Genomic DNA, 19,551 nt, shown 5'->3' with positions numbered 1-19,551 from the left:
CTTCATTTGATCATGAAGTTATTCCCACAACACGCCGCCGAACCGTGCCACAAGTTCATGATCAACGGCCCTGGCCCGCAGGGCCGAGAGCCTGTCAGGGGATGGCGGGGCCGCGGTAGAGGGCGGGGTCGGTGGGGGCGGCGGGGTGGGGCCAGGGGTTGGGGGTGCAGTCCTTGAGGCCGGTGGACTGCTGTTGCATGACGGGGGCGGGCTTGCCGGGGGCGGGGCAGGCGTCGTGGCCGTAGCCGAGCTGGTGGCCGAGTTCGTGGTTGAGGGCGAAGGCCTGGTAGTCGGGTAGCGACGCGCCGTAGCCGGGCACCGCGTCGCGCCAGCGGTCGGCGTTGATGATGAGCTGGCCGGGCAAGCGGCAGGAGGTGAAGCCCTCGGTGTGCAGGCCGCCCGCCGCGCACATCTTCTGCGTGGTGCCGGCCGTGGCCAGGTACACCGTGAACTCGTGCGAGGTCTTCTCGGCCACCCGCTGGAAGCGGTGCTTGCCGCCGCCGGTCCAGCCGCGGGGGTCGGCCAGGATGCGCTCGACCTCGCCCGCGAACGCCTTGACGTCGGTGCCGGTGTCCTTCTCCACGGCGACGCGGAACTTGCGGACCGTGCCCGCACTGCCGAGGACCTTGCCCCCGCCGGTGGCGAAACCGAACTTGCCGCTGCCGACCGGTGCCGCCGTGCTCTCCTCGCGGGGCTGCTCCGACGCGCCCGGAGCGGCCGAAGGGCTCGCCGGATCAGGCGAGCCGGCAACGGGCGCGGCCGGCCCGTCGAGCAGCAGGCCGTCGCCGCCGCGGGCCAGGTCGATCCCGACCAGCACCACGATGAGGCCCAGCACGCCGGCGACGACGAACAGGTTGCGCCGTCGCCGGGCCTGGATCACGGCGCGACGGCGTGCCCGGGATCCGGACGCCTCGTCCGGCGCGCGGCGCGCGGCCGCCTCCCGCTGCTCGAAGAGCTCCAGTTCGTCGTGCATCAGGCCACCGGGGGCCCGGTGTAGCGCTTGCCGCCGACATACGGCCACGCGTTGGCGGTGCAGCCCTTCAGGCCGTACGTCTGCTGCTGCATGACCGGTGCGGGTTTGCCCTTGCCGGGGCAGCCCTCGTGGAAGCGGCCGAGTTCGTGGCCGACCTCATGGTTGATCACGTACTGCCGGTAGTCGTGCAGGTCGATCTTGCCGTTGACGTAGTCGGGCACCGACAGACGCCAACGGTTGAGGTTGATGACGACGCGCCCCGGCAACCGGCACGAGGTGTACGACACGCCGTCCATCCGGGTGTCCATGCCGCCCGCCGCGCACAGCTTGCGGGTCGTCTCACCGGTCGCCAGATAGATCGTGAACTGGTACGACGACCCGGACGGCACCCGCTGCAGCCGGTACTGCCGGCCCGCGATCCAGCTGCGCGGGTCGCCCAGGGTCTCGTCGACCAGGCTGGTGAACACGTCGAGCTCGTCCGCGGCGACGTTCTTCTCCGCCGCGACCCGGAACCGCTTGATGCTGCCGGCGGTGCCCAGCACCTCGCTCTGGCTCTTGGCGTACGTCCAGGTCCCCGGGCCGGACGAGGGGAACTCGCCGTCCATCTGGTAGACGGGCTCCGGCTCGGCACTGGGCGAGGGCTGAGCCGACGGCGAGGCCACCGGCTCCGGGCTCTCGGTCGCCACCGGCGTCGACGCCACCGGCCGGGTGGGGGCCGGATCGGGCGCACCGCGCAGCAGGTCCACGCCGACCAGCAGAGCCGCGCCGAGCAGCAGGAACACCGCGGTCGCGCGGCGTCGGCGCTGGCGGGCGCGGGCCCTGGCGAGCCTCCCGGATTCCACTCGCGAGGACCGGACCGGGGGCTCCCAGTCGGTCCTCGGCGGCGGTGCCAGGGCGGTGCGCATCGACACAGCCTGCCACATCCCTACGGCAGGAGCGCCGCTAGCCGCCTGTTCACCGCGCTGAGCGTGGCTCGGACCACCGCCCGGCGGGGGTCCCCGGAGACCAGGGCCGAGCCCGCGAGCTGCTCTACCCAGCCGCCGCAGACCAGCAGCACCACCACGACCGCCACCTCACAGCTGCCCATCGGCACGATGGTCGCCTGCTCCACGAAGCACCGGCCGGACTCCCCGGTCGTGGTCCCCTCGCGCAGCAGGTCGTCGATCGCGACCGCGGTCGCCGCGGCGCACAAGCGCAGCACGTACGCGTCGACGGCCGGCCCGCTGGCCACCCCGACGGCCTGCCGGTCGCCGGTGTTGAGGCGCACCTCCACCGTCGCGTCCAGGCCGAACGTGCTGGTCTGCACGTGCTCGATGATCGCGCGAGGGCCCTGGTCGCGCTCGGTGGGCAGCGGCGGCGGCGAGGCCGCGGCGGGCAGCTCCGGCTCGCTGTTCACCGAGCGCAGCGCGGCGACCCGGTCGCGCAACTCCCCCGGCGCCCGGCGCGGCACGCTCACCGGGTGGCGGCGGCGCGGTTCACGCGGCGACTGGTCGGACAGCGGATCCGGGTGCAGCCCGGTCAGCCCCGGCGGCGGGGCGGCCCCGGCGCCCGAGCGCGGCGCGGGCAGCGTGGCCGACGGCGGAGCGGCGTCGGCGGCAGGCGCGGGCCTGGGCACCGGCGGGCCGGCCGGCGCGGCGTCGATGCCCATCTGCTCCTGCAGCATGCGGGCCACCATCCGGCTGATCGCCGCGGGGTCGGCCCCCTCGGCCAGGTCCAGCCGCAGGTGATGGGCACCGGTCGCGGTGGTGCGCAGGGCCGCGTCGCGTACCCCGGCGACGCCGCGCACGGCGCGCAGCACCGCGTCGACGTCGAACCCGTCGGGCCGCTCGTCGGTCCCCACGTCGTCACTGCGGCGCAGGTGGGAGGCGATGCGGTCGAGCTGGGGCGTGGCCGCCACGACCGGTTCCGCCTCGACGACGGGGTGGATGGCGGGCGGCACGTCGGGCACGGCGGGCACCCGCTGCGGCAGGTGCTCCGCGGCGGCCGGGCCGCTGCCGGGCTGGCCGTTCCCGGGCTGACCGGGCTCGGCGCGCCGGGCTTCGGGAACCCCTGACTGCCGGTCCGAAGAATGCTGCGCCGCCGCACCCGCGGGCGGGACGGGCGGACCCGCGGGCTGCGGGATGTGCGGCTGTGGTGAGGGCGGCAGGTAGGGCCGCGGCTGCGAGACGAACGAGGGCTGGCCGGGGAAACCGCCGGGCAGGTCGCCGCCGCCCTGGCGGCCAGGCTCCTGGCCGGGTATGCCCGCAGCCTGCGCCGCCTCCGGCGCCCCGCCCCGCTCGGCCCGGCTGCCACCACCCGCCGCGCGGCCGTCACCGCTGCCGTTGCCATTGCCGTTGACCGCAGCGTCATCCCGGATCGCCGCGCCGTCGCGGATCGCCGCGCCCTCGCGGGGTGCCGCAGGATCGCGGGGAGCTGCCGCATCGCGGAGCGCGGCCGCATCGCGAAGGGCCACAGGATCGCGGAGCGCCGCAGGATCGCGCAGGGCGGCCGAGTCACGCGGTCCGGCCGCGTCGCGCAGGGCGGCGGCGTCACGGAGCACGGACGAGTCGCGCTGTCCGGCGACGTCGCGAAGGCCCGCCGCGTCGCGCAGCGCAGCGACATCGCGTAGGCCGGCCGCGTCGCGCAGAGCCGCGGCGTCGCGCAGTGCGGCGGAACCGTGGCCGGTCGCCGTCGGCGAGCCCACGGAATCGTCGTGCGCACTGCCGAGCTGCGCCGCACGGGCCGCCTGACGGGCCATCCCGAGCTGGGCCGCGGCGTAGCCCTCGCGGGCCGCGTCGAGCCGTGCGGCGGCCGCTGCTGCCGGGTCCGGCAGCACCGGGAACTCCCCGGTGCGGCCCCGCTCGGCGGCGTCCGCGATTTCGGAGGGGCCCGGCTCCTGGACCGGGCGGCCGTTGGCGGCGGGACGCGGAGCCTGCGATACCGGCTCGGCGAAAGCCATGCCGAAGCGTGCGCCGAGTGACATCTGCTCCGCCTCTTCCTGGTCCTCGTCCTGCTCGTCGTCGAGGGCGGCCGCGGCCGGCGCGGGGTGCTCCGGCGCGGGCGGCACGGCACGGGTGGCGGCCTCGGCCATCGCGGCCAGCGGCGCGTCAGCGGGCGGGGCGGACGGCACCGGCCCGGACAGCTCGGCCGGCAGCGAGGGCCGCAGGCCGGGCGGCGGCACCGGATAACCGCCGGTGGGCATGGTCAGCGCGGGATTGGCCCCGGCGGGCAGCGGCGGCATGACCGGGATCGGGATCACCTCCGGCGGCGCGACCGCGGCCCCGGGGCCGGGCTGGTACGGCTTGAACACGGGGATGCGGCTCGTGTCGTCGAGGCCGAGCGCCGGTGAGCCGTTGACGGGGGTCGGCTCGTCGAACGCGGCGTGGCGGGCGAACTCGGCCGAGGTCTGCGCGAACTCGTCGGCATACGGGTCCTCGCCGGGTGAGGAGGGTTCCGGCAGGGGCCGCTCGTACGGGCGGGTGTGGCCATTGCGCGTGGACGGGGCGGTGTCCGGCGGGCGTACCAGCGTGGTGGTGACCGGGTCGGCACCCGTGAGCGCGTCTATCCCCCGACGATCGGCTACCGTGGCGTGCCACGGTGTCAGCGGTTCGAATCCGGGTTCCAACGCCGCACCCGCACTCGACCATCCATCCGTACGGTCGGAATCCGCCCAGCTCGCGGGTTTATGCCCGTTAGCCGTCGGGTGTCCGACTCCGCCGGCTGACCCGTTGGCGGGTTCGTCAGCTCCCGCTGTATTTCCGGTCTGCCCTGTTACGTCCACCGTGCGCTCCTCCGTCGCCCACGCTGAGGCTACCGTGAACGGCGAATGACGATAAGTTGCAACGACGGGCCAGTTTGCAAGATCCGTCAAAGGATCCGTCTGCAGGGTGAGGAGATTCGATGACCGCGGCCACCAGTGGCGCCAACCCGACCGGCTCGACAGCCACGGGCCGGCCGACCCGGCTGCCCCGGTCGGCACGACGCAAGCAGCTGCTCGCCGCTGCTCAGGACGTCTTCGTCGCCCAGGGCTACCACTCCGCAGCGATGGACGACATCGCCGAACGGGCGGGCGTCTCCAAGCCGGTGCTCTACCAGCACTTCCCCGGAAAACTGGAGCTCTACCTGGCCCTGCTCGACACGCACTGCGACGCGTTCGCCGAGCGCATCCGCTCCGCCATGGCGGCCACCACGGACAACAAGGAAAGAGTCCGGGGCGCGATGCAGGCCTACTTCGACTTCGTCTCGCACGAGAGCGAGGCCTACCGGCTGGTCTTCGAGTCCGACCTGCGCAACGACCCCGCGGTAGCGGAGCGGGTGGACCGCATGGAGCGCCTGTCCGTCGAGGCGATCACCGAGACGATCATGTCCGACACCGGCGTCAGCCGCGCCCGCGCCGAGGTCCTGGCCGCCGGCCTGTGCGGGGCCGCCCAAGTCTCGGCCCGCTGGTGGCTCGCCGGCGGCCGCGTCATCGCCCAGGACGAGGCCGAGCAGCTCATCACCACGCTGTCCTGGCGCGGCATCAGCAGCTTCCCGCTCAGCGGAACCGATCACTGACACGGTTGCGCGCTTGCGCGCCGTCCGGACGCGACAGCGGGGTAATCTCGCTGACGAGCCGAGGAGGTTGTGTGGAGGTCAAGATCGGTGTGCAGTTCGCCCCCCGCGAGTTGGTGGTGGACAGCACGCAGACGCCCGCTGAGGTCGAGCAGATGGTCGCCGACGCGCTCGCGTCGAAGGCCCAGCTGCTGACGCTGGTAGACGAGAAGGGCCGGCGGGTCATCGTCCCGCTGGACAAGCTGGCATATGTGGAGATCGCCGAGGCGTCGACGCGGAGTGTCGGCTTCTCGGCCCGCTGAGGCGGCGCAGCACATAACTGCAGGAGAACGGCACGGTGCACGTTGCACCGTGCCGTTCTCCGTCTTCGTCGCCGACGCCTCACGGCGCGCCGGGCGGCGCAGGACCGCGTCAGCGGCCGGGTGCCCGGCGGGCGTACGGCCGGTAGTCTGCGGACGTGTCGACCGATGCCGGAGTGATCGATCTACTGGGCATGCTCGCCTACGGTGAGCTGCTGGCCTTCGACCGGATGGCGGCCGACTCCCGGCTCGCGCCGGACCTCGGCCGGCAGGCCCGGCTGGCCGAGATGGCCGCGTGGGAGATGGCCAACTACCGGCGGCTGGCCAACCGGCTCACCGCGCTGGGCGTGGACCCGGAGCAGGCGATGCTCCCGTTCGTCACGGCACTGCGCACGTATCACGACAACACCGAGCCGGGCGACTGGCTGGAGGCGCTGACCAAGGCGTACGTCGGCGAGGGCATCTCCGACGACTTCTTCCGCGAGGTGGCCGAGGTGCTGCCCGAGGGCGTGCTGGCCGGGCCGGACCGGGCCCTGGTGCTCGACGTGCTGCACGACGACGGCTACGCCGACTTCGCCGCCGGCGAGATCCGCGCCGCGATCGCGGCCGACCCGAAGGTGGCCAACCGGCTGTCGATGTGGGCGCGTCGGCTGACCGGGGAGGCGCTGTCACAGGCGCAGTCGGTGGCCCAGGAGCGCACCCCGCTGACGGCGCTGGTGCTGGCGGGCGTGGGCGACGGGGAGTCCGTGGACGGGCTTTTCCGGCGGCTGACCACCGCGCACACGGCCAGGATGACGGCGGTCGGGCTCAATAACTGACCGTTTTGCGTGGGAAATCCCACTAAGAACCGGGAATTCGACACACACCAGGTGACCAGACGGCCACCGGGCCGTACGATGGCTGAGTTGACATGGGCCCGATGCCCATGTCGTCGCGTGTGCGGCGCCGCGATCCCCAACGATCGCGCCGCGCGATGGGATCCATTTCCTTCATCGCCGCGCCCCGCGCTGGAGACTACATATACGCCCTTCGATGAAAACGGGCGTACCGACATCCGCTGGGCAGCCCGCAGGGGTCCGCCGTACGCGGATCACTGAGAGGGCACCCCAGAACCTGATGACCGAAAACATCGAAAGCACCACCGAAAGCACTCCCAAGATCACCCTCGCGCCCACCTTCGCCGAGCTCGGCGTGCGCCCGGAGACCGTGGCCGCACTCGCCGCGATGGGCATCGAGCGCGCCTTCGCCATCCAGGAGTACGCGCTGCCGATCGCGCTGCGCGGCGGCGACATGATCGGGCAGGCGCCCACCGGCACCGGCAAGACCTTCGGCTTCGGCATCCCGCTGATCGACCGCGCGGTCGCCCCGAGCGAGGGCGAGACCGGCGGCCAGCCGCAGGCGCTCGTCGTCGTGCCGACCCGTGAGCTGGGCCTGCAGGTCGCCAAGGACCTCGCCGGAGCGGGCAAGTCCCGCGGCGTGCGGGTGCTGGCGCTGTACGGCGGCGTCGCGTACGAGCCGCAGGTCGAGGCGCTGAAGGCCGGCGTCGAGATCGTGGTCAGCACGCCCGGCCGCCTGCTCGACCTGTGCAAGCAGAAGCACCTCAAGCTCGACAAGGTCAAGGCGCTCGTGCTCGACGAGGCCGACCGCATGCTCGACCTGGGCTTCCTCGACGACGTCGAGAAGATCCTCAAGATGCTGCCCGAAGAGCGGCAGACCATGCTGTTCTCGGCGACCATGCCGGACCCGATCGTGACCCTGTCGCGCCGGTTCCTGCGCACGCCGGTCACCGTGCACGCCGGTCACACCACCGAGCCGGGCGTCAGCCCGCAGACCAAGCAGGTCGTGTACCGCACGCACCAGCTCAACAAGCTGGAGCTGCTCGCCCGCATCCTGCAGGCGCAGGGCCGCGGCCTCACCATGATCTTCACCCGGACAAAGCGCAACGCCGACCGGGTCAGCGAGGACCTCGACTTCCGCGGCTTCGCCGCGGCGGCGGTCCACGGCGACCTCGGCCAGGGCGCCCGCGAGCGGGCCCTGCGCGCGTTCCGGGCCGGCAAGGTCGACGTGCTCGTCGCCACCGACGTGGCCGCCCGCGGTCTGGACGTCTCCGGCGTCACCCACGTCATCAACTACGACTGCCCGGACGACGCGGAGACCTACGTGCACCGCATCGGCCGCACCGGCCGCGCCGGGGCCACCGGTGTCGCGGTGACCTTCGTCGACTGGGAGGACATGCCCCGCTGGCGGATCGTCGACAAGACGCTCGGCCTGGAGCTGACCGGCCCGGACGGCCCGCCGGAGACGTACCACACCTCGCCCTGGGTCTACACCGACCTGGACATCCCCAGCGACGTCAGCGGCCTGCTGCCCAGCGCCCAGCGCTCCCGGGCCGGCCTGTCCGCCGAGGTCGAGGAGGACCTGGGCGGCCGTCCTCGCGGCGGCCGGGGCAAGCGCGGACCGGCCGCCGAGCAGGCCCCGCCGCGTGAGCGCGCGCCGCGCCGCCGCCGTCGACTGTCCGGAGACGACGACACCGCGCCCGCGGCCGAGGCCGACGCCACGGACACGCCCGCCGACACCGACGCCGCCGAGGGCGAGGCCACCCGTGGCCGCCGCCGTCGACGCGGCCGGGGTGCGGGCACGGGGGCCGCGGTCGCCGCGTCAGTGACCCACGAGGGCGGCCTGGCGCCGCTGTTCTCCGGCCCCGGGGACGGCCCCGACGGCCCGGCGGAGCCCGCCGCGGCAGGCGAGGGTGGCGCTTCGCGCTCGCGTTCGCGCCGCCGCCGTCGCCGCTCCGGCGGGTCCGGTGGCCCGGCCGAAGGCGCGCTGGAGACCTCGGTCGAGAGCTGACATTTGCGATAAAGGGACGCCCCCACGCGGTAGAACCAGCGTGGGGGCGTCCCTTTTCGCAGGCCAGGATCAAACGAAAGTTTGAGGTTAGGGTGACCTTACTCGCGTACGGTGCTGCGCATGAGTGAGCCCTTCTCCGCCCGCCTGCGCGCCGCCACCTGGTCCGACCACAGCTCGGCCGAGCAGACGACGTTCCTGGAAGACCTGACCCGGGGCCGGCTGACCGTCGCCGCCCACGCCGCGCTGACCGCGCAGCACTACCTCGTCTACCAGGTGCTGGAGGAGGCCGCCGCGCACTGGAGCGGCGACCCGGTCGCGGGCGGCTTCCATGCCGACGCGCTCACCCGCCTGCCCGCGCTCGCCGACGACCTCGCCTTCCTGCTCGGCGCCGACTGGCGCGACGCGCTCACCCCGGTCGCGACGACCGCCGAATACACCGCCCGCCTGCGCGAGGTCGCCTTCACCTGGCCCGGCGGCTTCGTCGCCCACCACTACAACCGCTACCTGGGCGACCTGTCCGGCGGCCAGTACGTGGCCCGCGCCCTGGCCCGCTCGTACGGGCTCGCCCTCGGCGGCGACGGCCTGCGCTTCTACGCCTTCGACGGCATCGCCGACCCCACCGCCTTCAAGGACGGCTACCGCGCCCGGCTCGACGCCGCGCCCTGGGACGCCGCCGAGCAGGACCGGATCATCAACGAGGTGAAGCTGGCCTACCTGCTCAACACCGACCTGCTCGCCGACCTGGGCCGGGTCCACCCGAACCCGTTCCCGCCGGAGGTCATCGCCCAGATCATGCGGCACATGAACGACGACCACCCCGCCGACTCCCTGCTGATCTGCCAGGCCACGCTGCCGGAGCCGGCCCGCCCGAACGCCACGGCGGCGGTGATGTCGGGCATGGACAACCGCGGCATCGAGTTCCAAGCCGTGATCGACGGGGTCGAGACGTCGATCCGGGTGCCCTTCGCGCAGCGGCTGACCGAGCGCGCCCAGGTGCGCGTCGAGGTGACCCGGCTCTACCGCGAGGCATGCGCCCTGCTCGGGGTGCCTGCCCGGTGAGCGCGGGCGTGGAACACTGGCCGGTGTGGAGACGGCACACGACGTTCTCATCGCGCTGACCAGGCGGTACGCCTTCGCGGAGGTGGCCGCGCTGGTCGCCCCGGACTCCGGCGTGCTGCCGCGGGCCGGCGGCGGCGCGCTGTCCACCGAGTCCGTCGCCCACGTGCAGCAGCTGTGCGCGTTCGGGCAGCGGCTGCTCGACCTCGACGCCGAGGACTTCGGCGAGCTGAACGCCGCCGCCGAGGCCAACACCGAGCACACCGTCGCCGACCAGGTGCACGGCGACCACATCCCCGAGCACCTGCGGGAGCGGGCGCTGGCGTGCCGCATGCCGCAGGCGCCCAGGGAGGTGCACCGCGGCGCGCTGGGCAGCATGCGGCCCACGTTCCGGCTGCTGCTGGAGGTCATCGACGCGCGGTTCCGGCGCGGCGAGACCACGGCCGTGGTCGCCGCGGTGCACATCGCCAGCGAGTACGGCCCGCTGCTGGTCTGGGAACGGGTGCTCGGCCACGCCGCCGACCCGCTGCGGCTGCCGGCGGCGGTCGGCGGCGACGGCAGCGCGTGGGGCGACTTCGACGACCGGGACTGCCCGCACACCAAGCCGGAGAAGTCCGCCGCCCGGCGCAGCCTCACCGTGGCGCACGAGAACAACGCGGGCTGGCGCACCTACCTGGACCGCCAGCACTCGAACACCTCGCACGCGCTCTGCGTCTGCGCGACCACCTGCCACCGCCGGTGCACCGTCTACCGCCGGCTCGACGCGCGGCAGGCCGAGGTCGTCACGCACGGCTGCCGGCTGGCCGCGGCGCTCAACGAGTCGGCGGTGGTGAAACTGCGCCACAGCGCGCCGGTCGGCCACGGCTTCGGTGTCCCCTCGCAGCGCGAGCTGCTCGACGCCTGGGCCCGCACCCGCGCCTCGCTGGCCAAACACGATCCGGCGATCGCGCAGGAGGACGGCTACCCGCTGCCCGGCTTCGCCGCCTACGTCGCCGTGCTGGCCGGCACGGCGATGCCCCCGGACACCCTGCTCGCCGACACCGCCATCGAACTCGCCAAGGCCCTCACTCCCTGACCGAGCGGCCCTTGATCATCCGACTTGCCTGGCACCTGTGCGTATCTTGAGCCGCTCTTCGCCCACCTGCCTGGCAAGTCGAGCGATCTTGGGCCCTGGCCGCAGGGCCGGTCAGCGTGGGCGGTCAGGTGGTGGGAGTGGTGGCCAGCAGGGTGGCCAGGTGAGGTTGGATGTGCCACTCGGCGAGCAGGGCGTCGAGTTCCGTGGCCTCGGCGGGAGATGGCTGCCGACCCGTGCGGTGGGCGCGGATCATGGCGTTGCGCGGGGTGTGCGCCGAGTCGATGAACTCGACCACCTCCACCGCGTACCCCTGCCGGCGCAGCAGTGCCGCGCGCACCGTGTCGGTGAGCACGTCGGCGAAGCGCTCGCGGAGGATGCCGTGCTCGGTGAGCAGCCCCGCCGCGCCCGTCGGCGGGTGCTTGCGCAGCTGCCGGGACAGATCCTTGTGGCAGCACGGCGCCGCCAGGATCCAGCGCGCGTCCCAGGACAGGGCGCGGGCCAGCGCGTCGTCGGTGGCCGTGTCGCAGGCGTGCAGCGCCAGCACCACGTCGGCCCGCGGCACCGGGGCGTCGGCGATGGTGCCCGCGACGAAGCTGACGTGATCGGTCCAGCCAAGCTTGCGGGCGATCGCGGTGTTGCGCTCGCGCTGGTCGTCGCGCACGTCCACGCCGATCAGGCGCACGTCCAGGCCGAGCCCGGACAGGTGGCGGTACGCGGCGAAGGTCAGGTACGCGTTGCCGCAGCCCAGGTCGACGACGTGCAGCGGGCTCGGCAGCTGTGAGGGGTCGGGCAGGGTGGCGTCCAGCGCCCGCAGGAACGCGTCGACCTGCCGGCGCTTGGCGGCGTCGCCGCCGATCACGGCGTACAGCGGATCGCCGGGGTCGATGAGGTGCTCCCGCGCCCGGTCGTGCGCGGTGGCGGCGGGCGCGGCCTGCGGGGCTGCCGAGCGGTGCAGCACCGCGCCCTTCTTCGTGGTCTGCAGGCGCAGCGTGCCGTGGCCGGTCTCCACCGTCCAGCTGCCGAACGGTTCGGCCAGCAGCTCGTCGACCCGGTCGGCCAGCTCCGCGCCGGGAGCGAGGTTGACCGTGGTGGGGCGCTGCCCGTCCTCGGTGACCAACTGCACCCGGTCGCCCGCTTTCAGGGTCACCGGACGCAGCGTGGCGCGTTGCACGGACGGCGTCCCGTCCCTGCGCTGCCCGCCCGCGGTGGCCCGGATCAGGTCCGGGGCCAGCAGGAGTTCGCGTACTTCGGCCAGGGCTTCAGGGAGTGCTGCCATACGTCAAGGATGCGCGATGGGCCGCGGAGCCGGTCAGAAGGCCCCGCCCGGCTCGTTGCGGTAGCCCGGGTCGTCCCCGACGAAGAAGATCGCCACCACGAAGCCGGCGATTATGAGAAGCGCCAGCGCGGTGCCGATCCAGCCGACGATGACGCCGGTCAGGGCCATGCCGTCGCCGTCCTCGCCACTCTGGCGGATCCGGCGGCGGGCCACGTGCCCCAGGATCGCGCCGAGCGGGCCGAGGATGAGCGTGGGCACCCCGTACAGGCAGATCCCCAACACGCCGACCAGCGCGGTCACCATCGCGCCGATGGCCATGCCGTTGATGCGCCGCTGTGACTGGTAATACGGGTACGGGGCGTATCCCGGGTGGATGCCGTACGGGTGCGGCGGGAAGGCGGGTGGCTGACCCGGGACCTGTGGCCAGGCGCCTGTCGGATAACCGCCCGCCGAGGGCTGGCCGGGTGCCTGATACGGGTTCGGCCAGTGACCCGGGACCGCGGCGACAGAGTCGGCGGCAGGGCTGCCGAGCGGGGCCGAGTCTCCCGCCGGGCTGCCCAACGCGGGTGCCTGAGCAGCCGGGAAGGGGTCGGCCGAGCCGAACGTGAGCGGCACCGGCTCCGGAAAGGCCGGCTGCGACAGGCCGGGATCCGGGCTCGCGGGCGGCGGCGCGGTCGGGTCGCTCATCGGCCTGGCTCCATCCGGAAAGGGGGTTCCGACAGAGTAAGCGGTGCCTCCTACTGGCGTCAGCTCGGACAAACCGGCAGGATCAAGCCATGAACGAGCGGATGGATCTCTTCCGGCTGGACGGCCGGGTCGCACTCGTCACCGGTGCAGGCAGCCCGCACGGCATCGGCTTCGCCACCGCTCGCCAGCTGGCCGCACTCGGCGCGAAGGTCGCCGTCGTCTCCACCACCCGGCGCATCCACGAACGCGCCGGCGAACTGGGCGTGCTCGGCTTCGTCGCCGATCTCACCCTGGAGGCGGAGGTCGGCGCGCTCGCCGACGCGGTCACCGAGCAGCTGGGCGACGTGGACATCCTGGTCAACAACGCCGGTCTGACCAGCCGGGCCAGCCCGGAGGTCATCCGGCCGGTCGCGCAACTCACCTTCGAGGAGTGGAAGGCCGAGATCGACCGCAACCTGACCACAGCGTTCCTGTCCAGCCGCGCGTTCCTCGGCGGCATGTCGGAGCGTGGCTGGGGCCGCATCGTCAACCTGGCCGCCACCGCCGGAACGGTGAACGCGCTGCCCGCCGAGGCCGGCTACGCCGCCGCGAAGGCCGGCGTGCTCGGCCTGACCCGGGCCCTGGCGATGGAACTGGTCGCCGACGGGATCACCGTGAACGCGGTCGCGCCCGGCACCATCCACACCTCGGCGTCCACGCTGGCCGAGCTCAAACTCGGCTACGACACCCCGATGGGCCGCCCCGGCACGCCCGACGAGGTCGCCGCGACCATCGCCTTCCTCTGCTCCCCTGCCGCCGGCTACATCACGGGCCAGATGCTCGTCATCGACGGCGGCCAGTCCGTCCGCCAAGGCTGAACCCCAAGGAAGGGCACCTTCTTAACGCTATGCGTTGCAGAAGGTGCCCTTTTTAACGCCGGCACGGCCCCCGCCTGCGGCGGGAGGCGTGTGGCAGCGCGGTGGGCGGGGCGCGCCGTCGTCTCGACGTTAAGAAGGTGCCCTTCCTCTACGGAAAGCGGTAACAAGGTGCCCTTCCTTGCACTTGGTGCGGAGGGGTGGGCGGTGGGTGGTCAGGCCCAGGCGGGCTGGGGGGTCATCGCGAGCGTGGCCGCGTCGGCGAGGGTGACCGCCGACTCGCCGGTGAAGGCGTCGTCGGAGGAGAACTGCAGGTGGTCGGCCAGGTCGGGCGCGGCCAGGCGGATCGCCCGGATGTCGAGCGCCTGCGCGCCGGTCAGCTCGCGCGAACCGCCGTCGCCGATGAAGACGCACTCCTCGGGCGCCACCTCCAGCCGGTCACAGGCGGTGCGGTAGATCAGCGGGTCCGGCTTGCTGCACCCGACCTGCACCGAGTAGACCTTCGCGTCGAGCAGCCGGTCCACCGGCAGCGAGCGCATGATCTCGGGCAGCTCCCAGGCGCAGTCGCTGACCACGGCCAGGCGTACGCCCGCCCGGCGCAGCCGCCACAGCGTGGGCACCGCCTCGGGCCGCAGGTGGGTGTCGGCGCGCACCGCCATCAGCCGGGCGGCCTGGGCCGCGCGCAGCCGGGCGGGAGTGACGCGTACGCCCAGCTCGGCGGCCACCCAGCGCATGGTCTCCAGGGCGTCGCCGTACGCGCCGCGGCAGCGCGGGTAGAACGAGGTGTTGAGCACCGCGAAGTACTCGGCGGGCTCGCAGCCGAGCAGCCGGGGGGCCAGTTCGTGGGCCGGTCCGCGGGTGCACGCCGAGGTCAGCGTGCCATAGAAATCGAAGAGGATCGCGCGCGGCGGTACACCGGATAACGAAGGTTCTGAATCCATTCGAGCGACAGTAATCAGCTGATCACATGAAGTACATAGGATGATCGCGCACAGTGGGCAGATGAACGCATGGAGTAGATGACAGAGTGCCGACAGGCCGCTCACCTGCGCCTGGCAGGATCGGGCCTCATGCGATCCCGGCTCGACCCGCTCACCATCGCCGCGATCACGATCGCGATCATCGCCGTGTCGTCGTCCGGGCCACTCATCGCGTACGCCGCCGCGCCCGCGCTGGCCATCGCCTTCTGGCGCAACGCCCTCGCCGTCGGCGTGCTCGCCCCGGTCACCCTCACCCGCCGCCGCGTCGAACTGCGCGGACTGCGCACCGACCACGCCTGGCGGTGGAGCGTGCTGGCCGGGCTCGCACTCGCCGGGCACTTCGCCACCTGGGTGCCCAGCGTCAAGATGACCACGGTCGCCACCGCCACCGCCCTCGTCGCCACGCAGCCCGTGTGGGCCGGCCTGATCGCGCTCTGGCAGGGCCGGCGGCTGGGCCGGTGGACCTGGCTCGGCATCGGCAGCGCCGTGGTGGGCGCGGCGATCGCGACAGGCGCGGACTTCACCCGAGGCGGTACGGCCGTGGTCGGCGACCTGCTCGCGGTGGCCGGCGGGCTGCTCGCGGCGATCTACACCTCCTTCGGCGAAAAGGCGCGCAGCAGCACCTCGACGACGACGTACACGACGGTCTGCTATTCGGTCTGCGCCGTGGTGCTGCTGGGCGTGTGCCTGCTGTTCGGGGTCGAACTGACCGGCTTCGACGATCGGACCTGGCTCGCCATCGTCGCGCTCACCGCCGGGGCGCAGCTGCTCGGGCACTCGATGTTCAACTACGCCCTGCACAAGGTCTCCGCCACCACCATCAGCGTGCTGATCCTGCTGGAGGTGCCCGGGGCGGCGCTGCTCGGCTGGGTGTGGCTGGGCCAGGCACCGCCCGCCGCCGCCTGGCCCGGCATCGCCCTGCTCATGGCCGGTGTGGCCGCCGTCATCCTCGGTGCCCGCCGCCCGGCCGCTCTGCCCACCCCCGACCCCGTCGACGTCGACCTCCCCGCCCGCAACGCCTGACGCCACTCTTCACCTCGAACGCTCGGGCCGGTGAGCAGCTCACCGACGGTGGGGCGTTAAGAAGGTGCCCTTCCTCTACGCATAGCGATGGCAAGGTGCCCTTCCTTTGGGTGGGAGGATGGGCGGCATGACGCATCCGTTGGTGGAGGAGGCCGCGAAGAAGGCGGCGGTCGCGTGGGTGTCGGTGGGGGGCGGGCCGGCGTACGCCGTGTGGTGCCTGCCGCAGGACGGGCGGCTGCATGTGGTGGTCGGGCCTGGCGAGCAGGAGTTGCCGGGGCTGGCGGGGGCGGCGACCGCGACGGTGACGCTGCGCGGCGACCACGGCGGGGCGGTGGTGACCTATCCGGCGCAGGTGCAGCGGATCGAGCCGGGTGGCGAGTTGTGGGACGCGGTCGCGGTGACGCTGGCCGGCAAGCGGCTCAACTCACCGGGGACCGCGGAGGCGCTCGCCGAGCGCTGGGGCCGGGAGTGCGCGCTGGTGGCGCTCACACCGGCCGGCGACCCGGTGCCCGCGGGCGACGAGTCGGGGCGGGCCGAGCCCCGGCCGAGCGCGGCGACCAACGCGACCCGCAAGCCGTTCCGGCTGCACCGGGTCCGCCGTCGATAACACCCAACCGATGTGAGAAATACGCATACCATGCGAATATGGCCACGCTGACCAGGGTCTTCGTCGCCCGGCTCGCAGGCCTGCCCGTCTACGACCCGAACGGCGACCAGGTGGGCCGGGTGCGTGACGCCGTCGCGCGGCTGCGCCCGGACGGACCGCCGTCGGTCGTCGGCCTGGTCGCGGAGATGCCGCCGCGGCGGCAGATCTTCCTGCCGATCGCCCGGGTCACCTCGATCGACGCCGACAGCGTGGTGCTCGGCTCCGGCACCATCAACCTGCGCCGCTTCCAGAAGGGCCCGGTCGAGCTGATGGTGCTCGCCGACCTGCTCGACCGGCGCATCACCACACCCAACGGCACCCCCGCCACCGTGGTGGACGTCGCCATGGAGTCCGACCGGGCCGGGCAGTGGAACCTCGGGCGCGTCGCCGTACGCGACGTCACCAGCCGGCTGAGCCGGCGCGGCCAGCTGCACCAGTTCGAGTGGCACGAGCTGACCGGCCTCGTCGACGCGGGGGCGCTGCAGGGCACCGGAGCGCTGCTGTCGGTGCTCGAGAAGATGCGCCCGGCCGACCTCGCCAACGCACTCCAGGACCTGCCCGACCAGCGCCGGCACGCGGTCGCCGCGGCGCTGGACGACGAGCGGCTGGCCGACGTGCTGGAGGAGCTGCCCGAACACGCCCAGGTCGACATCCTGGCCCGGCTGGACCGCGAACGCGCCGCCGACGTGCTGGAGGAGATGGACGCCGACGACGCCGCCGACCTGCTCGCCGAGCTGCCGCCGACCGAGCGGGCCCTGCTGCTGGACCTGATGGAGCCGGAGGAGTCCGCGCCGGTGCGGGCCCTGATGCAGTACCGGCCGAACACCGCGGGCGCGATGATGACCAGCGAGCCGGTGATCCTGACCCCGGACGCCACCGTCGCCGACGCGCTGGCCCGGATCCGGGAGAAGAGCCTGTCCCCGGCGCTGGCCGCGCAGGTGTTCGTGTGCCGTGCCCCGATCGACACGCCGACCGGGCGCTACCTGGGCGTGGTGCACTTCCAGCGCCTGCTGCGCGAGCCGCCTGGCGACCTGCTCGGCGGGGTGCTGGAGCGCGACATCACGCCGCTGTCGCCGAGCCTGCCGCTGGCCGACGTCACCCGGCGGATGGCGACCTACAACCTGGTCGCGATCGCGGTGGTGGACTCGACCGACCGGCTGGTCGGCGCGGTGACCGTGGACGACGTGCTCGACCACCTGCTGCCGCGGGACTGGCGGGAGCAGGAACGCGCCGCGGATCGCACCCCATGAGCGAGCCTCGCGAGCGAATCAGCAGGCTCAGCAGGCATGTCACCGACGAGCGCAGCGAGGAGGAGGCATGAGCGAGCCTCGCGAGCGAATCAACAGGCTCAGCAGGCATGCCACCGACGAGCGCAGCGAGGAGGAGGCATGAGCGACCGCCTGGACCAGCCGCGGGAGCCGCGCACCATCCGCCTGCCCCGCTGGGACCCCGACGCGTTCGGCAACTTCGCGGAGAAGTTCGCCCGGTTCATGGGCACCGCGAAGTTCCTCGTCTACATGACGGTCTTCGTGATCGTCTGGATCCTGATCAACCTGGTGGGCGTGTTCGGTCTGCAGTGGGACCCGTACCCGTTCATCCTGCTCAACCTGTTCTTCAGCACCCAGGCGTCGTACGCCGCGCCGCTGATCCTGCTCGCCCAGAACCGGCAGGCCGACCGCGACCGGCTGACCCTGGACGAGGACCGCCGCCGCGCCCAGGCGCAGAAGGCCGACACGGAGTACCTGGCCCGCGAGATCGCGTCGCTGCGCATGGCCCTCAACGAGGTGGCGACCCGCGACTACATCCGCTCGGAGCTGCTCAAGCTGGCCGAGGAGCTGGACGACGCGGCGAACCGGCGGCACCAGCAGGAGAAAGCCGAGCGCAAGGAAAAGAAGAGCCGCGCGTCGCAAGGGGCATGACGCGCGGCTGGTTCGTCTGATGGTCCCACGATCGGGCGAACCGGGGCAACGGGTTGCGAGAATGTTGCGCGTACCACCCGGTCCCCGCGTTCCGCGGTCATGATCGATGCCGCGGGTAGCATGGGCGCATGTCCACCGCTGTGCACGCCGACGACCAGGCAGTCCTGGCCGCGCTCGGCTCCGTGAACGACCCGGAGATCAAGCGTCCCATCACCGAGCTCGGCATGGTCGAGTCGGTGAAGGTCGACGCGGGTGTGGCGTACGTCCGCATCCTGCTCACCGTCGCCGGCTGCCCCCTCAAGGACACCTTGCGCACCGACATCACGGCAGCCGCGAAGACCGTCGCCGGGGTGGCCTCGGTCGAGATCGACTTCGGCGTGATGAGCCCGGACCAGCGGCAGGACCTGCAGAAGCGGCTGCGTGGAAACGCCGCGGCCGAGCCGGTCATCCCGTTCGCCCAGCCCGGCAGCCGCACCCGCGTGTACGCGGTCGCCTCCGGCAAGGGCGGCGTCGGCAAGTCCAGCGTCACCGTCAACCTGGCCGCGGCGCTGGCCGCCCGCGGCCTGTCCGTCGGCGTGGTCGACGCCGACATCTACGGCCACTCGGTGCCCCGCATGCTCGGCGTGCAGGGCCGCCCCACCCAGGTCGAAGACATGATCATGCCGCCGCAGGCGCACGGCGTGAAGGTCATCTCCATCGGTATGTTCACCAGCGGCAACGCCGCCGTCGTCTGGCGCGGGCCGATGCTGCACCGCGCCCTGCAGCAGTTCCTCGCCGACGTCTACTGGGGCGACCTGGACGTGCTGCTGCTCGACCTGCCCCCGGGCACCGGCGACATCGCCATCTCGCTGGCCCAGCTGCTGCCGACCGCCGAGATCCTGGTCGTCACCACCCCGCAGGCGGCGGCCGCCGAGGTCGCCGAGCGCGCCGGCGCGATCTCCCTGCAGACCCACCAGCGCCTGGTCGGCGTCATCGAGAACATGTCCTGGCTCGAACTGCCCGACGGCAGCAAGATGGAGGTCTTCGGGGCCGGCGGCGGGCAGACCGTGGCCGACTCGCTGACCCGTCTCACGGGCGCGTCGGTGCCGCTGCTGGGCCAGATCCCGCTGGACACCGGCGTACGCGAAGCCGGCGACGACGGCGTCCCCGCCGTGCTCGCGGGTCCGGACTCCCCCGCCGGCAAGGCCCTCAACGCCATCGCCGACCGCCTTGCCCTGCGCCGCGAGTCCCTCGTCGGCAAGTCCCTGGGCCTCTCCCCCGCCAAGCGCTGACCCCGGGCCGCCCGACCCGGCCCCCCCACCTGGCGCAACTCTTAAAGACTCGCGGCCTCAGAAGGTGTCTGTGGGCGGGGGGGGTTTATAGTTTTGGGAGTAAGGGGGGGGGCGT

General features: G+C 73.0%; 18 protein-coding genes. 12 read left to right on the top strand and 6 right to left on the bottom strand.

What is annotated here, in order from left to right:
• Nucleotides 1-94: 94 nt before the first annotated feature.
• Genes AB0B66_RS29425 through AB0B66_RS29415 form a run of 3 tightly spaced genes read right to left on the bottom strand, consistent with a single transcriptional unit; the run spans nt 95 to nt 4,577 of the window.
• Nucleotides 95-973, bottom strand: coding sequence for a DUF3152 domain-containing protein (locus AB0B66_RS29425; RefSeq protein ID WP_360536060.1), 879 nt, complete (start codon nt 971-973; stop codon nt 95-97).
• Nucleotides 973-1,878 (bottom strand): DUF3152 domain-containing protein, encoded by a 906-nt coding sequence (locus tag AB0B66_RS29420; protein WP_360536058.1) that lies wholly within the window; start codon nt 1,876-1,878, stop codon nt 973-975. The genes AB0B66_RS29425 and AB0B66_RS29420 overlap by 1 nt, the downstream gene beginning before the upstream one ends.
• A gap of 20 nt (nt 1,879-1,898) precedes the next feature.
• Complete coding sequence (locus tag AB0B66_RS29415) at nt 1,899-4,577, bottom strand: hypothetical protein (protein WP_360536056.1); 2,679 nt, start codon at nt 4,575-4,577, stop codon at nt 1,899-1,901.
• Nucleotides 4,578-4,852: 275 nt separating this feature from the next.
• On the opposite strand from AB0B66_RS29415, the gene AB0B66_RS29410 reads away from it, so the two are divergent.
• The 6 genes from AB0B66_RS29410 to AB0B66_RS29385 all read left to right on the top strand — a co-directional run bounded on the left by AB0B66_RS29410 (nt 4,853) and on the right by AB0B66_RS29385 (nt 10,780).
• Nucleotides 4,853-5,506, top strand: a complete 654-nt coding sequence (locus AB0B66_RS29410) for a TetR/AcrR family transcriptional regulator (protein ID WP_144121707.1) — start codon at nt 4,853-4,855, stop codon at nt 5,504-5,506.
• 71 nt (nt 5,507-5,577) lie between these two features.
• The gene (locus AB0B66_RS29405) at nt 5,578-5,805 is read left to right on the top strand and encodes a DUF3107 domain-containing protein (protein ID WP_120317219.1); all 228 of its coding nucleotides are present in this window, start codon (nt 5,578-5,580) and stop codon (nt 5,803-5,805) included.
• A gap of 155 nt (nt 5,806-5,960) precedes the next feature.
• The gene (locus tag AB0B66_RS29400) at nt 5,961-6,620 is read left to right on the top strand and encodes a ferritin-like fold-containing protein (protein WP_360536053.1); all 660 of its coding nucleotides are present in this window, start codon (nt 5,961-5,963) and stop codon (nt 6,618-6,620) included.
• 298 nt (nt 6,621-6,918) lie between these two features.
• On the top strand, nt 6,919-8,649 hold the full coding sequence (locus AB0B66_RS29395; RefSeq protein WP_360536051.1) for a DEAD/DEAH box helicase: 1,731 nt from the start codon (nt 6,919-6,921) through the stop codon (nt 8,647-8,649).
• Between the two features lie 120 nt (nt 8,650-8,769).
• Nucleotides 8,770-9,708 (top strand): biliverdin-producing heme oxygenase, encoded by a 939-nt coding sequence (locus AB0B66_RS29390; protein WP_360536049.1) that lies wholly within the window; start codon nt 8,770-8,772, stop codon nt 9,706-9,708.
• Nucleotides 9,709-9,733: 25 nt separating this feature from the next.
• Nucleotides 9,734-10,780, top strand: coding sequence for a hypothetical protein (locus tag AB0B66_RS29385; RefSeq protein WP_360536047.1), 1,047 nt, complete (start codon nt 9,734-9,736; stop codon nt 10,778-10,780).
• A gap of 124 nt (nt 10,781-10,904) precedes the next feature.
• Here AB0B66_RS29385 and AB0B66_RS29380 read toward each other — a convergent pair whose 3' ends face one another.
• Nucleotides 10,905-12,056, bottom strand: a complete 1,152-nt coding sequence (locus AB0B66_RS29380; RefSeq protein WP_360536045.1) for an SAM-dependent methyltransferase — start codon at nt 12,054-12,056, stop codon at nt 10,905-10,907.
• A 33-nt stretch (nt 12,057-12,089) separates the two neighbouring features.
• Nucleotides 12,090-12,743: a DUF4190 domain-containing protein gene (locus tag AB0B66_RS29375; protein WP_360536043.1), complete on the bottom strand. Its 654-nt coding sequence runs from the start codon at nt 12,741-12,743 to the stop codon at nt 12,090-12,092.
• Between the two features lie 89 nt (nt 12,744-12,832).
• Between AB0B66_RS29375 and AB0B66_RS29370 the strand changes: the two genes are divergently transcribed.
• A complete protein-coding gene (locus tag AB0B66_RS29370) occupies nt 12,833-13,600 on the top strand; it encodes an SDR family NAD(P)-dependent oxidoreductase (protein WP_203691209.1) in 768 nt (255 codons plus the stop codon).
• Nucleotides 13,601-13,812: 212 nt separating this feature from the next.
• Here AB0B66_RS29370 and AB0B66_RS29365 read toward each other — a convergent pair whose 3' ends face one another.
• Nucleotides 13,813-14,538, bottom strand: coding sequence for an HAD family hydrolase (locus AB0B66_RS29365; RefSeq protein WP_360536041.1), 726 nt, complete (start codon nt 14,536-14,538; stop codon nt 13,813-13,815).
• A gap of 129 nt (nt 14,539-14,667) precedes the next feature.
• Here AB0B66_RS29365 and AB0B66_RS29360 point away from each other — a divergent pair, with 129 nt between their 5' ends.
• From AB0B66_RS29360 to AB0B66_RS29340, 5 genes are all read left to right on the top strand, one after another.
• Nucleotides 14,668-15,600, top strand: a complete 933-nt coding sequence (locus tag AB0B66_RS29360) for a DMT family transporter (protein ID WP_360536039.1) — start codon at nt 14,668-14,670, stop codon at nt 15,598-15,600.
• 118 nt (nt 15,601-15,718) lie between these two features.
• Entirely contained in the window at nt 15,719-16,207 is a 489-nt protein-coding gene (locus AB0B66_RS29355; RefSeq protein ID WP_360536037.1) for a hypothetical protein, read from the top strand.
• A 38-nt stretch (nt 16,208-16,245) separates the two neighbouring features.
• The gene (locus tag AB0B66_RS29350) at nt 16,246-17,496 is read left to right on the top strand and encodes a CBS domain-containing protein (RefSeq protein WP_360536035.1); all 1,251 of its coding nucleotides are present in this window, start codon (nt 16,246-16,248) and stop codon (nt 17,494-17,496) included.
• A gap of 138 nt (nt 17,497-17,634) precedes the next feature.
• The gene (locus AB0B66_RS29345; RefSeq protein ID WP_360536033.1) at nt 17,635-18,165 is read left to right on the top strand and encodes a DUF1003 domain-containing protein; all 531 of its coding nucleotides are present in this window, start codon (nt 17,635-17,637) and stop codon (nt 18,163-18,165) included.
• Between the two features lie 128 nt (nt 18,166-18,293).
• The gene (locus tag AB0B66_RS29340) at nt 18,294-19,436 is read left to right on the top strand and encodes an Mrp/NBP35 family ATP-binding protein (RefSeq protein WP_360536031.1); all 1,143 of its coding nucleotides are present in this window, start codon (nt 18,294-18,296) and stop codon (nt 19,434-19,436) included.
• The last annotated feature ends 115 nt before the right edge of the window (nt 19,437-19,551 follow it).

This window comes from Catellatospora sp. NPDC049111 (assembly GCF_040648615.1).
Taxonomy (GTDB): domain Bacteria; phylum Actinomycetota; class Actinomycetes; order Mycobacteriales; family Micromonosporaceae; genus Catellatospora; species Catellatospora aurea.
The sequence above is the reverse complement of the archived record's forward strand: the minus strand, read 5'-3'. Positions and strand labels throughout refer to the sequence as shown.

Bases quoted from the DNA above. Each gene is read 5' to 3' on its own strand.
- AB0B66_RS29375 (WP_360536043.1), bottom strand. From the start codon at position 12,743: ATGAGCGACCCGACCGCGCCGCCGCCCGCGAGCCCGGATCCCGGCCTG.
- AB0B66_RS29370 (WP_203691209.1), top strand. From the start codon at position 12,833: ATGAACGAGCGGATGGATCTCTTCCGGCTGGACGGCCGGGTCGCACTC.
- AB0B66_RS29350 (WP_360536035.1), top strand. From the start codon at position 16,246: ATGGCCACGCTGACCAGGGTCTTCGTCGCCCGGCTCGCAGGCCTGCCC.
- AB0B66_RS29380 (WP_360536045.1), bottom strand. From the start codon at position 12,056: ATGGCAGCACTCCCTGAAGCCCTGGCCGAAGTACGCGAACTCCTGCTG.
- AB0B66_RS29355 (WP_360536037.1), top strand. From the start codon at position 15,719: ATGGGCGGCATGACGCATCCGTTGGTGGAGGAGGCCGCGAAGAAGGCG.
- AB0B66_RS29365 (WP_360536041.1), bottom strand. From the start codon at position 14,538: ATGGATTCAGAACCTTCGTTATCCGGTGTACCGCCGCGCGCGATCCTC.
- AB0B66_RS29425 (WP_360536060.1), bottom strand. From the start codon at position 973: ATGCACGACGAACTGGAGCTCTTCGAGCAGCGGGAGGCGGCCGCGCGC.
- AB0B66_RS29395 (WP_360536051.1), top strand. From the start codon at position 6,919: ATGACCGAAAACATCGAAAGCACCACCGAAAGCACTCCCAAGATCACC.
- AB0B66_RS29390 (WP_360536049.1), top strand. From the start codon at position 8,770: ATGAGTGAGCCCTTCTCCGCCCGCCTGCGCGCCGCCACCTGGTCCGAC.
- AB0B66_RS29345 (WP_360536033.1), top strand. From the start codon at position 17,635: ATGAGCGACCGCCTGGACCAGCCGCGGGAGCCGCGCACCATCCGCCTG.
- AB0B66_RS29410 (WP_144121707.1), top strand. From the start codon at position 4,853: ATGACCGCGGCCACCAGTGGCGCCAACCCGACCGGCTCGACAGCCACG.
- AB0B66_RS29340 (WP_360536031.1), top strand. From the start codon at position 18,294: ATGTCCACCGCTGTGCACGCCGACGACCAGGCAGTCCTGGCCGCGCTC.
- AB0B66_RS29420 (WP_360536058.1), bottom strand. From the start codon at position 1,878: ATGCGCACCGCCCTGGCACCGCCGCCGAGGACCGACTGGGAGCCCCCG.
- AB0B66_RS29360 (WP_360536039.1), top strand. From the start codon at position 14,668: ATGCGATCCCGGCTCGACCCGCTCACCATCGCCGCGATCACGATCGCG.